The organism is Rouxiella sp. WC2420, assembly GCF_041200025.1.
Classification (GTDB): Bacteria; Pseudomonadota; Gammaproteobacteria; order Enterobacterales; family Enterobacteriaceae; genus Rouxiella.
In genome coordinates this window covers 5,157,119-5,168,805 of record NZ_CP165628.1, presented here as the reverse complement: position 1 = coordinate 5,168,805, position 11,687 = coordinate 5,157,119, and the positions used below count along the sequence as shown (strand labels likewise).

Below are 11,687 nucleotides of genomic sequence, written 5' to 3'. Positions count from 1 at the left end.
TAGGTAGGCCATTAAGTCGCTATAGATTTTATGAGTATCGGATAGATTGCTGTTTTTAGGATAATAAAAAGCCCGCCTTATGGAGTCAGTCCATAGCGACGGGCTTCTAGAATCAAATTTTATAACCAGAAATTACTCTATATTCTGGATCTGCTCGCGCATCTGTTCGATAAGTACTTTCAACTCGATGGCGGAGGTGGTTACGTCGGAGTTGATAGATTTCGACGCCAGTGTGTTGGACTCGCGGTTGAATTCTTGCATCATGAAATCCAGACGGCGGCCGACGGCCTCTTCCTTCTTCAGGATTTTATGCGTTTCTTTAACATGGGCTTCTAGACGGTCGAGCTCTTCTGCAACATCGACGCGCTGCGCCATCAGTACCAACTCTTGCTCCAGGCGATTGTTTTCCAACTGCACCTGAGCGTCTTCCAGTTTGTTGACTAAACGCTCGCGCTGCCACAGCAAAACGTTCGGCATCTGGGCACGGACTTTAACAACTTCAGCACTGACACCATCAAGACGTTGTTCTATCAACGTTTTCAGTGATGCGCCTTCGCTTTCACGAGCCAAGATAAAGTCATCCAGTGCGCCATCAAGGGCAACCAGCAGTTCGTTGCTGATAGCATCAAGATCTTGTTCTTCGGCAACCATCACGCCCGGCCAACGCAGCACGTCGAGTGGATTGATTTCACCTTCATCACTTTGCATTTTGACCCACTGCGCAGCCTCAACCAGCTGTTTAGCCAGCTTTTCATTGAGTTGCAATGTACCTTGCGCACTTGGGTCAAGGTCGAAGCGCAGATTGCATTCAACTTTACCGCGAGTCAAACGAGCACGGACGCGTTCACGAATAACCGGCTCCAGACTGCGAAACTGCTCGGGCAGACGGATATAAGTTTCCAGATAACGTTGGTTAACGGAGCGAAGTTCCCACGCTGCGCTGCCCCAGTTACCCTTGATTTCACGTCGGGCGTAAGCGGTCATACTACGGATCATGTCTGTGTACCTGTTAATGTAAAGATGCAAGGATTATAGCCTCGCTGCATCTGTCATGATAGGCATTACCTCACGAAGCCCGTATAATGCGCAGCCAACTATGATTTACGAGCCGGAGAAAACCCCCATGCGTCCAGCAGGCCGAAATGCACAAGAAGTGCGCCCACTTACCCTGACCAGAAACTACACAAAACACGCTGAAGGTTCTGTTTTGGTTGAATTTGGCGACACCAAAGTCCTTTGCACCGCGACCGTTGAAGAAGGGGTTCCACGCTTTCTGAAAGGCCAAGGTCAAGGTTGGATCACCGCAGAATACGGCATGCTTCCTCGCTCTACTCACAGCCGTAATCCGCGTGAAGCGGCAAAAGGCAAGCAGGGCGGCCGTACTTTAGAGATCCAGCGTCTGATTGCCCGTTCTCTGCGCGCCGCTGTTGATTTGAAAAAGCTTGGTGAATTCACTATTACTCTGGACTGTGATGTGTTGCAGGCCGATGGCGGTACGCGTACTGCTTCAATTTCAGGCGCTTGCGTAGCGCTGGCCGATGCGTTAAACGCCTTGGTCGCAGCCGGTAAACTGAAAGCAAACCCAATGAAAGGCCTGGTTGCGGCAGTATCTGTCGGCATCGTTAAAGGCGAAGCGCTTTGCGACCTTGAATATGTAGAAGACTCTGCCGCTGAAACCGACATGAACGTGGTGATGATGGAAGATGGTCGTATGATTGAGGTGCAGGGCACCGCAGAGGGCGAGCCGTTCAGTCATGAAGAGTTGCTTAGCTTGCTCACCCTCGCTCGAGGGGGAATCGAGACTATTTTCCAGGCGCAGAAAGCGGTTCTGGGAGAGTAATTATTTGGGGCGACTTAATCAGTCGCCTTTTTTATGTATGGCCTTTGGGCCAGCTATAAGATTAAAAGAACACGAGGAAAAATATCCATGAAAGCCTATCAGCGCCAGTTTATTGAGTTTGCACTGAACAAGCAGGTTTTGAAATTCGGCGAATTTACCCTGAAGTCAGGCCGTATCAGCCCCTACTTTTTTAACGCAGGCCTGTTTAATACCGGTCGCGACCTGGCTTTGCTCGGCCGTTTTTACGCCGAAGCTCTGATTGACTCAGGCATCGATTTTGACTTGGTGTTTGGCCCGGCTTACAAGGGTATCCCTATCGCAACCACCACAGTGGTGGCATTGGCCGAGCAGCATGAACGCGATGTGCCTTACTGCTTTAACCGCAAAGAAGTTAAAGATCACGGCGAAGGCGGCACTCTGGTGGGTAGTCCGCTGCAAGGTAAAGTAATGCTGGTGGACGATGTAATCACCGCCGGAACCGCTATCCGTGAATCGATGGAAATCATTAATGCGAATAACGCGTCATTGGCCGGTGTGCTTATTTCCCTGGATCGCCAAGAGCGTGGTCGTGCGGATATCTCTGCTATTCAGGAAGTTGAACGCGATTACGGCTGTAAGGTGATATCAATCATCACTTTGGCTGACCTGATTGATTATCTGGAAGAGAAGGCTGAGATGGCCGATCATCTGGCCGCGGTACGTGCTTATCGTCAGCAGTACGGCATTTAATTTCAGTTTTAAGCATTATAAAGAAAAGGGCCATTGGCCCTTTTTTGCTTTCTATTTTTAGAACAAATTGCTTATAGCAGCTGTGCAGCAATCAGCGGCCAGCGGGTGTCGAAATCCTGCGTTGGGCGATACTTAAACTCTGAACGCACAAAGCGCGACAGCAGGCCTTCGCAAAATGCCAGCAATTGACTGGCGAGCAGGGTTTCATCAGTGGTATATCCTGCACCTTCACGCATTTTCTTTTCGCGCAGAACCTGGCGAAGCTGAACCTCAATACGTTCAAACAGCTGGTTGATTCGACCTTGCAACCGGTCTTGTTCAAACATCAATGCATGTCCTGTCATGATGCGAGTCAGACCCGGATTACGTTCAGCAAATCCCAATATCAACAGCAGAATGAGACGAAGCCTATTTAGCGTATCTTTCTCATCCTGCAAGATAAGATTGATACGGGTGATAAGGCTGTCCTCGATAAACTCGATAAGACTGTCAAACATCCGCGTTTTGCTGGGAAAATGGCGGTAAAGTGCAGCTTCAGATACACCGACATTGGCGGCAAGCTTTGCCGTAGTAATACGCTGGCTGCCATCGCTGGACTGGAGCATTTGCGCTAACGCCTGCAAAATCTCCTCGCGCCGGTTCCTTTTAGTATTTTCTTTTTCTGCCATGTCTGAATAGACCCTTGCTAAAAAACGGCTCAAAATTATAAAAAAACCGCACAATGGCCGCTTAAATCGAGAGATCTTGCGGCTTATCTACCCCCTCTGCTTTTGTCCAGCGATAGACAAAGCCCAGCCTTCCAGAAGCAGTGGAGTATAATTAGTGTTTATTGCATCGGCTTGATATAAATAAGGATCTGTTCAATATCCTGCGGCCCTGCACCGCGATGTTGAACAGATTCTTACTGGCGCCCAGAGTGACCAAAGCCACCTTCGCCACGTTCACTGCTGGTAAAGTCTTCAACCAGATTGAATTCAGCCTGAACTACAGGAACAAATACCATCTGTGCGATACGTTCGCCTGGTTCAATAGTGAAAGTCGTTTGACCACGATTCCATACCGACACCATTAACTGCCCCTGATAATCCGAATCAATCAGACCCACCAGATTACCCAAAACCACGCCATGCTTATGCCCCAAGCCTGAACGAGGCAGGATAACCGCTGCCAGATTGGCATCGCCGATGTGAATAGCCAGGCCGGTAGGAAGCAAAGTGGTTTCACCCGGATGCAGCTCAACGGCATTGTCCAGAACTGCACGCAAATCTAGTCCAGCGGAACCTGGTGTTGCATAAGCCGGCAATGGGAAATCTTTGCCAATGCGTGGATCAAGGATCTTAATGTCTATTTTTTTCATCATAACGGCTGACAATCTCATTTATTAAAGCTTGGCCAAGCTGCTGTTTATCACTGAGGGGTAAACGCAGATCTCCATGTTGCCAAAAAAGATGCAAAGCATTGGTATTGCTATTAAAACCATGCCCGGCAAGTGAAACATCATTTGCGCAAATCAGGTCTAGATTCTTCCTGATTCGTTTTTGTTGGGCGTATTCTTCCATATTCTGGGTTTCTGCGGCAAACCCAACGACATACGGCCGATGTTCTTTCATGGCACCAACCCCGGCGACAATATCAGGGTTTTTAACCATTTTAAGAGTGATTTCATCACCTTGTTTTTTTATTTTTTCGTCGGCTATCGTGATAGCACGATAGTCTGCCACAGCGGCGCAGGAGATAAAAATATGTTGAGAGGCGACGCCATTATTAACCGCGGCTTCCATTTCCAGCGCGGTAGTCACGTCGATTCTAGTCACATTTTTTGGCGTTTCCAGTGAAACTGGACCGCTGACCAGAGTTACCTGGGCACCGCGCCTGGCAGCGGCTTCGGCAATGGCAAAGCCCATTTTTCCTGAGCTGTGATTGCTGATGTAACGAACGGGGTCCAGCGCCTCACGCGTTGGTCCAGCAGTAACCATTATCTTCAGATGCTTCAAGTCCTGGTGAGGCGTGAAGTGCTCAACGGCCATGCCGACAATCACCATCGGGTCGAGCATGCGCCCTGGCCCTACGTCGCCACAGGCCTGGCTGCCTTCATCAGGTCCCCAAATCAATGTGCCGCGAGCCGTAAGTTGTTGCAGGTTTTCCTGAGTGACGGCAGCACGATACATCTGCTGGTTCATGGCAGGAACAACGGCGACAGGCGCAGCGGTAGCCAGACAGATAGTCGTCAGCAGGTCATTCGCCATCCCGGCATTGATACGCGCCAGTAAATCGGCGGTGGCGGGAGCGATGATAACCAGGTCAGCCCATTTACCGAGCTCAATATGGCCCATCGCGGCTTCTGCGGCCGGGTCTAGCAGCGAGTCAGAGACTGGATAACCCGAAACGGCTTGCAGGCTGAGTGGTGTAATAAAAGCTTTGGCCGCTTCTGTCATCACGACTCTAACTTCTGCCCCACGGTCGCGGAGCCGCCGTACCAATTCAGGTGCTTTGTAGGCAGCAATGCCGCCGCTGACGCCAAGCACAATATGTTTGCCGGAAAGTCCCGTCATCATGATTGTCCGATTGAAAGTCCAAAGAGGCGATATTTTAGCATACTGCTCATTCATGACAGCTATACGCTTTCATTATTAGCGAGGGGGTTTGCGGGTTTTGCGAGATGTCTCGCAGGATAAAATCTTCTGCAAACCTTGCGTTATCAGGCTGTGCGACAATCCTGGCTAATGAGGTGTGATGATGAAAAAGCACAAAATAGTTTGGAGCGGAGGGACGGGGCCAAGAGAAAAGTTGATCGCCCATGGGGCAGCCAGCTTGTCAGATTGTGAACTGCTGGCCATTTTTTTACACACTGGCGTGCGTGGCATGAATGTGATGGCGCTGGCAGAAAGTCTGGTTACACATTTTGGATCAATTTATGAAATTTTAGCTGCGGATTATCAGGACATAATCAGTTTTCACGGCATGGGGGCGGCAAAGTTTGCCCAGCTCTCTGCTGTGACTGAACTATCACAACGGCGCCATGCCCGTCAGCTCGCATGCGAAAATGTGCTGCTGAATCCACAGATAACCCGTCAGTATTTACAAAATCTGCTGTCAGATCGGGAGAGAGAGGTGTTTTTGGTACTTTTTCTCGACAATCAACACCGTGTTATTCGCCATGAGGAGATGTTTGCTGGTACTATTAGCAGCGTCGAAATTCATCCGCGTGAAATTGTGCGCGAAGCGATGAAGGTTAATGCGACAGCGCTGATTCTGGCGCATAATCACCCGTCCGGCAGAGCTGAACCCAGTTTTGCGGACAGAAGGGTAACCGAACAGATAGTAAAGGCGTGCCAACTGTTGGACATTCGCGTACTTGACCACCTGGTGGTTGGGGGAGGAGATACCGTCTCTTTTGCCGAGCGCGGTTGGCTTTAAACGCCTTTTTATAGATCCTTAGGGATCTTTAGCTGTTCGGGACTTGAGCACTTACGCTCTAGAGCGTATACTACGCCACCTTTGAGAATCTTGGGTTTGGCGTTAAGAGCCTATCTCAGCAGGTTTCATTACCGGGAAGCATCATGCATGCTGATGGTTAACCTGATGATTTATGGTTTTTACCCGACGACAGTGAGTCGGTTCTCAGTGGAGTTTGCTGAGATGGGCTCTCAAAGCCTGACGAGGCGGCCATACCCTATACGAAGCTCGAGCTGATTTGATTTTTGGAGAATAGACACATGTCCCGAGTCTGCCAAGTTACTGGCAAGCGCCCGGTGAGCGGTAACAACCGTTCCCACGCAATGAACGCGACCAAACGCCGTTTTCTGCCAAACCTGCATTCCCATCGTTTTTGGGTTGAAGGTGAGAAGCGCTTTGTAACTCTGCGTGTATCTGCTAAAGGTATGCGTGTGATTGATAAGAAGGGTATCGAAACGGTCTTGGCCGAAATTCGTGCCCGTGGTGAGAAGTATTAAGGAAAGGAACTGAAACATGGCTAAAGGTGTTCGCGAGAAGATCAAGCTGGTTTCTTCTGCTGGTACTGGTCACTTCTATACCACCACGAAGAACAAGCGTACTAAGCCGGAAAAATTGGAACTGAAGAAATTCGATCCAGTTGTCCGCCAGCACGTGATCTACAAAGAAGCTAAAATTAAGTAATTTTAGCGGATTAATAAAAACCCGGCCTCGGCTGGGTTTTTTTATGCCCAAAAATCCCCTTCGTACTTGAAGCCGTAGCTGTGCTATTCAGCCCATCCCTGGACTTCACCCCTCCGGGGCCGCTGTAAACAGCGTTCAAATCTGCTCCCGGCAGCTTTGTGGCTACACACTCTCACCCCAGTCACTTACCTGTGTAAGCTCCCAGGGACTCGTTCATTTGCCGCCTTGCTTCAACTCCAATTACTTCGGGGATAATTTTACTGCTTGAAGCCGTAGCTGTGTTGGCTACACTACTCGGCACATTAATGTCCCCAGGAATACTTCATGCCAGAACTACCAGAGGTTGAAACCAGTCGCCGTGGGATAGAGCCCTATTTGGTTGGCCACAAGATTATGCACGCCGTGGTGCGCAATGCCCGCCTTCGCTGGCCAGTCTCGCAGGAGATTATGTCGCTAAGCGATCAGGTGGTTATCAGCGTGCAGCGTCGAGCAAAGTATTTGCTGGTGGAGCTGAAAACAGGCTGGATTATTATCCATCTGGGCATGTCCGGTAGCCTGCGAGTATTAGCCGAGGAAACCGAGCCCGCCAAGCACGACCATGTAGATTTAGTGATGGATACCGGCTTTGTGCTGCGCTATACCGACCCGCGCCGCTTTGGGGCCTGGCTTTGGACGCAAGATTTAGAAGGTAGTAGCGTGTTGTCGCACCTTGGCCCTGAGCCGCTGAGTGAAGATTTTCACGCGGAATACTTGCGAGATAAATCGCAGAAGAAGAAATCGGCAATTAAGCCTTGGCTGATGGACAACAAACTGGTGGTTGGCGTGGGTAATATTTACGCCAGCGAATCACTGTTTGTGGCGGGAATTTCACCTGATCGTCCGGCAAATTCGCTGTCGTTAGAAGAGTACGCACTGTTGGTAGCGACCATCAAAGCGGTATTGCTGCGCTCGATTGAGCAGGGCGGAACGACATTGCGCGACTTTTTACAATCCGATGGCAAGCCAGGTTATTTTGCGCAGGAGCTGCAGGTGTATGGCCGCGCTGGCGAACCTTGTCGCGTTTGCGGCACGCCTATTCAAAGCAGCAAACACGCGCAGCGCAGCACCTTCTTTTGCCCGAACTGCCAGCGTTAGTCGGCGGCAATTTTCTCAAGCAGGGCTTTAGTAACGTGTTCAGGCAGGAATGGCGTGATATCTCCCCCATGTCGCGCCACCTCTTTAACCAGCGACGATGAAATAAACGACCATTCTTTGGAAGGCATCAGAAATACGCTTTCCAACGTCGGCATCAAGTGGCGATTCATACTAGCCAGCTGCATCTCGTATTCAAAGTCTGATACCGCCCGCAGTCCACGAACCAGAACGTTGGCTTGATGGTCTTTCGCGAAGTTTGCCATCAATGAGCTAAAACCGATAACTTCGACATTTGCGAGGTGAGAGGTTGCCTGAGCCGCCAGCGAAACACGTTCTTCGAGAGTAAACAGCGTTTTTTTGTGCGGACTGGCGGCAATGGCCAGAATGACTTTCTCGAACATCAAAGAAGCGCGGGTTACTAAATCCAGATGCCCGTTGGTCAGTGGATCAAAAGTTCCCGGATAGATTGCTTTGGTGCTCATTGTGGCTCGCTTTTTTGCAGTTGATGGCTGAAGGCCCACAGGGCCGCATACTTGTTGAAAGTATACTGCGCATTTACGCCAGCGATAAGCAGGCCCTGTTTACCATCTAGAAAACCTGCGCGTAGTACCCAGGTTTTTAAAAAAGCGGCCAGCGTATGGCTGATAATAGAAAAATAGCTGCAACGTTTGCCTTGTTGAAATCGTTGCTTTGCCCAGGCTTCGGCATAGTTCATCTGCTTACGCTGAAAGGCGAAAAAATCACGACAGGTCAAATGCAGCAGATCCCCTTTGAGATCGACAATTTTAGCATTGCCAGTATCTACGGCTTCATGCACCAGGTCATTGTTATAGCGAAACTTGTCGGCTTTATATAAGCGGCAGACGCGATCAGGATACCAGCCACTGTGGCGCATAAAGCGGCCCATGAACAGGTTGCGACGGCCCAGGCGATAAACTTTGCTGTCATCAGGCTGTTGCAGGCACGCTTCGATAGATTGACGTAGTTCAGGCGTAACACGTTCGTCGGCATCGATCATCAAAATGTAGTCACCGCTGGCATAGTCCTGTGCGAGCTGGCGCTGTTTGCCAAACCCTTGCCAGTCAGTATTTTCAAATACTTTAGCGCCTAAATCGCGGGCCAAAGCCGGAGTACCGTCGCTACTTCCTGAATCGAGGAGGATAATTTCATCTGCCCAACTGACTGAGTTGAGACAGTCTTCCAGTAGGGAGGCTTCGTTTTTAGCTATCAGCACCACCGACAGGCGTAGTTTGGCAGACATTATTTAATGACTCCGTGGGGGAAGATGAGGCTCCATCAGCTGCAACAGGCGTTGCAGTGCGCCCTGATTTTGACGCAGCACGTCTACCGCGTGGCGACCGTAGTACAAACGATAGTCTTCGTCGGTCAACAGCGTGGAAATCTCTTTAACCAGCGAGGCACTGTCTGTCACGGTAATCAGGCCATCCGCCTGCGCAAGTTTGGCGCAGATATCTTTGAAATTGAAGGTATGTGGACCCATTAGCACCGGTATTGCGTGCGCAGCGGCTTCCAGCGGATTATGACCGCCTCGTTCAACCAGACTGCCACCAACGAAAGCAACATCAGCAATTCCGTACAGTAGCATCAGCTCGCCCATGGTATCTCCGATTACCACCTGAGTTTGCGCCGAAGGCACTTCTCCACTACTGCGTTGAATATAGGTTAGACCCGCTTTTTGAGTTAAATCGCAGGCCACCGGGAATCGTTCAGGATGGCGCGGCACGAGGATCAGCAGCAGATTAGGAAAGGTTTTTAGCAATTCGCGGTGGGCTTCAAGCAGAATAGCCTCTTCGCCGTCGTGAGTGCTGGTGGCAATCCATACCTGACGACGCGAGGCCCATTGGCTGCGCAATGTCAGTGCGCGAGCGGCGAGTTCAGGAGTGACAGAAATATCAAACTTCAGGCTTCCGGTGACCGCAAGATGAGAGCGTTTAAGTCCTAAAGAGATAAAGCGTTCGCCATCCTCGGTATTTTGCGCCGCAATCAGGGTGATTTTTTTCATCACGCGCTGAATAAATTTGCCTATCTTGGCATAACCTTTGGCGGAGCGAGCAGACAGGCGCGCATTGGCGATCACTAGCGGAATATCTCGCTGATGCAGAGCAGAAATAAGATTTGGCCACAACTCTGTTTCCATGATAATCACCAGCTTGGGGCGAACCTGATCAAGAAAACGCTCGATGGAGCCGGGTAGATCATACGGCAGATAGACGTGGCTAACATCTTTGCCGAAAGCAGAAACGGCACGTTCCGAGCCAGTCGGCGTCATAGTAGTCACGGTGATCGGCAGGGAAGGATAGCGATGACGCAGCGCTCTTACCAACGGAACCGCGGCCAGTGTTTCACCCACAGAAACGGAATGCAGCATAATGCCGTCCGCCACGACCTTACCTTTGCAAAATCCATAGCGCTCTGCCCATCTTTTGCGATAGAGCGGCGCCTTCCGGCCACGCATCCAGAGACGAATCCAGATCAGCGGCTGAATGAGGTAAAGAAGAACGGTATACAGCGTTTGTAACATAATATCCGTAAAATCTAAGGGTAAAGGCCGAATTCTAAATTTTAAGCTGAGCGAAAGCCATCATTATTGATCGGCACTGATGGCTGCCAAAGCTGCATATTGCTTACAGATTGTCTGTAATTCAAAACGGGACAACGTTTTTGCATCGATAACCGGTGGGTTATTGTAGATATCCAAGATGGTTTCGGCTAACGAGTCGACGTTAATCTCAGAAAGGCCGCGAGCCAAATCTCCGATCAGGATCTCCTCTGGGCCACCCGGGCAGCGCGTGCTGGCGACTGGCGTATTCAAAATTAGCGCTTCTGCCAGAACGTTGCCAAAGCCCTCGCTGTCCGAACTCATGACCAGCAATTTGGCGTTTTTGATATATGGGAAAGGTTTTTTCTGGAATCCCAGGAATATAACCCTTTCGGCAATGCCCAGGCTTAACGCCAGCGTTTTGACTTCGGCGATTTTTTCTTCAGGACCCGTGCCCAAAAGAACTAAGGGCGCAGAAAGCCTGGTTTTGGCATAGGCCTTGAGTAAGCGATCGTGCCTTTTCTGCACATGAAAACGCGCCACGTGGATCAGATAAGGTTGGCCAGCTAGCTCACACTCTTCTGCCGCTAACTCTCTGGTATGCACTAAATCAAACGGATTGTTGATGACTTCCAGGTGCCTGGCGCGCACGCCCATATCCGTTAGCAAGTCTTTTCCGGCAAATTCGGAGACAGAAACAATATTTTTGTTCTGATATACCGACGCCATCTTTTGCTTTTTAAACCAACGATTCAGACCTTTTCTGTGACCCAGATAGGTGGATGACAAGACACCGTGAATGCAGAACCACAGGCGGTTGTCGGAATAGAGTGCGCTTTTACTGACGATACGGTCAGTTTTATGCAGATTAGAGATGATTAAATCAAATGCTGGCCCGGAGTGTTCTAACTCTTTGAAACATTCATCTAACTGCTTCGCTCGTCGAGATAACTCGTTGAGCTTGCGCCAGGGAGTGCGGCAATCATCGTTAACCACTTTGTATTCGAGCTGCGCCGGAATGGCGTAAGAACACACGTCGCGTAATGAAAGCAGAGCGACCTGATGGCCTTGCTGGATTAAACCTTCCGAAAGAGTCAGAACAACCTTCTCAGCTCCACCGCCCGGTAAGCCATCGATAATCATGAGTATGCGCATATTATTTTATTAGGCTCCAGTAGAGAGAGGTAAGCTGCGAGGAAGGCTATGGCGGCAAGATGTGGGGAAATTTTTACGCGTGGGCACTCTCTCGACCGAATAAATAGCTTTTCTCTTCAGCGTGGATGCATG

At 50.1% G+C, this 11,687-nt stretch carries 14 protein-coding genes; 6 read left to right on the top strand and 8 right to left on the bottom strand.

The window, feature by feature from the left end; all coding sequences use genetic code 11:
- Positions 1-132: 132 nt before the first annotated feature.
- A complete protein-coding gene (locus AB3G37_RS23805; RefSeq protein ID WP_009637686.1) occupies positions 133-996 on the bottom strand; it encodes a YicC/YloC family endoribonuclease in 864 nt (287 codons plus the stop codon).
- A 127-nt stretch (positions 997-1,123) separates the two neighbouring features.
- On the opposite strand from AB3G37_RS23805, the gene rph reads away from it, so the two are divergent.
- Positions 1,124-1,840, top strand: coding sequence for a ribonuclease PH (gene rph / locus AB3G37_RS23800; protein ID WP_009637687.1), 717 nt, complete (start codon positions 1,124-1,126; stop codon positions 1,838-1,840).
- An 87-nt stretch (positions 1,841-1,927) separates the two neighbouring features.
- Positions 1,928-2,569, top strand: a complete 642-nt coding sequence (pyrE, locus tag AB3G37_RS23795) for an orotate phosphoribosyltransferase (protein WP_369789267.1) — start codon at positions 1,928-1,930, stop codon at positions 2,567-2,569.
- A 71-nt stretch (positions 2,570-2,640) separates the two neighbouring features.
- On the opposite strand, the gene slmA is transcribed toward pyrE, so the two are convergent.
- The 3 genes from slmA to coaBC all read right to left on the bottom strand — a co-directional run bounded on the left by slmA (position 2,641) and on the right by coaBC (position 5,124).
- Positions 2,641-3,237 (bottom strand): nucleoid occlusion factor SlmA, encoded by a 597-nt coding sequence (gene slmA, locus AB3G37_RS23790; RefSeq protein ID WP_009637689.1) that lies wholly within the window; start codon positions 3,235-3,237, stop codon positions 2,641-2,643.
- A gap of 233 nt (positions 3,238-3,470) precedes the next feature.
- Positions 3,471-3,929 carry a dUTP diphosphatase gene (gene dut / locus AB3G37_RS23785; protein WP_037378789.1) on the bottom strand — a complete coding sequence of 153 codons (459 nt, stop codon included), beginning with the start codon at positions 3,927-3,929 and terminating at the stop codon, positions 3,471-3,473.
- On the bottom strand, positions 3,907-5,124 hold the full coding sequence (gene coaBC / locus AB3G37_RS23780; RefSeq protein ID WP_369789266.1) for a bifunctional phosphopantothenoylcysteine decarboxylase/phosphopantothenate--cysteine ligase CoaBC: 1,218 nt from the start codon (positions 5,122-5,124) through the stop codon (positions 3,907-3,909). The genes dut and coaBC overlap by 23 nt, the downstream gene beginning before the upstream one ends.
- A 181-nt stretch (positions 5,125-5,305) precedes the next feature.
- On the opposite strand from coaBC, the gene radC reads away from it, so the two are divergent.
- From radC to mutM, 4 genes are all read left to right on the top strand, one after another.
- A complete protein-coding gene (gene radC, locus AB3G37_RS23775; RefSeq protein WP_369791023.1) occupies positions 5,306-5,986 on the top strand; it encodes a DNA repair protein RadC in 681 nt (226 codons plus the stop codon).
- 299 nt (positions 5,987-6,285) lie between these two features.
- Positions 6,286-6,522 (top strand): 50S ribosomal protein L28, encoded by a 237-nt coding sequence (gene rpmB / locus AB3G37_RS23770; protein ID WP_005164747.1) that lies wholly within the window; start codon positions 6,286-6,288, stop codon positions 6,520-6,522.
- Between the two features lie 16 nt (positions 6,523-6,538).
- Positions 6,539-6,706: a 50S ribosomal protein L33 gene (gene rpmG, locus AB3G37_RS23765; RefSeq protein ID WP_004392084.1), complete on the top strand. Its 168-nt coding sequence runs from the start codon at positions 6,539-6,541 to the stop codon at positions 6,704-6,706.
- A 324-nt stretch (positions 6,707-7,030) separates the two neighbouring features.
- The gene (gene mutM / locus AB3G37_RS23760; RefSeq protein ID WP_369789265.1) at positions 7,031-7,840 is read left to right on the top strand and encodes a bifunctional DNA-formamidopyrimidine glycosylase/DNA-(apurinic or apyrimidinic site) lyase; all 810 of its coding nucleotides are present in this window, start codon (positions 7,031-7,033) and stop codon (positions 7,838-7,840) included.
- On the opposite strand, the gene coaD is transcribed toward mutM, so the two are convergent.
- From coaD to AB3G37_RS23740, 4 genes are all read right to left on the bottom strand, one after another.
- The gene (coaD, locus tag AB3G37_RS23755; RefSeq protein WP_009637696.1) at positions 7,837-8,322 is read right to left on the bottom strand and encodes a pantetheine-phosphate adenylyltransferase; all 486 of its coding nucleotides are present in this window, start codon (positions 8,320-8,322) and stop codon (positions 7,837-7,839) included. The genes mutM and coaD overlap by 4 nt on opposite strands.
- Entirely contained in the window at positions 8,319-9,101 is a 783-nt protein-coding gene (locus AB3G37_RS23750) for a glycosyltransferase family 2 protein (protein ID WP_369789264.1), read from the bottom strand. Before AB3G37_RS23750 ends, coaD begins: the two co-directional genes overlap by 4 nt.
- Before the next feature lie 3 nt (positions 9,102-9,104).
- Positions 9,105-10,382 carry a lipid IV(A) 3-deoxy-D-manno-octulosonic acid transferase gene (waaA, locus tag AB3G37_RS23745; RefSeq protein WP_369789263.1) on the bottom strand — a complete coding sequence of 426 codons (1,278 nt, stop codon included), beginning with the start codon at positions 10,380-10,382 and terminating at the stop codon, positions 9,105-9,107.
- 63 nt (positions 10,383-10,445) lie between these two features.
- Positions 10,446-11,555 (bottom strand): glycosyltransferase, encoded by a 1,110-nt coding sequence (locus tag AB3G37_RS23740; RefSeq protein WP_369789262.1) that lies wholly within the window; start codon positions 11,553-11,555, stop codon positions 10,446-10,448.
- Positions 11,556-11,687 lie beyond the last annotated feature (132 nt).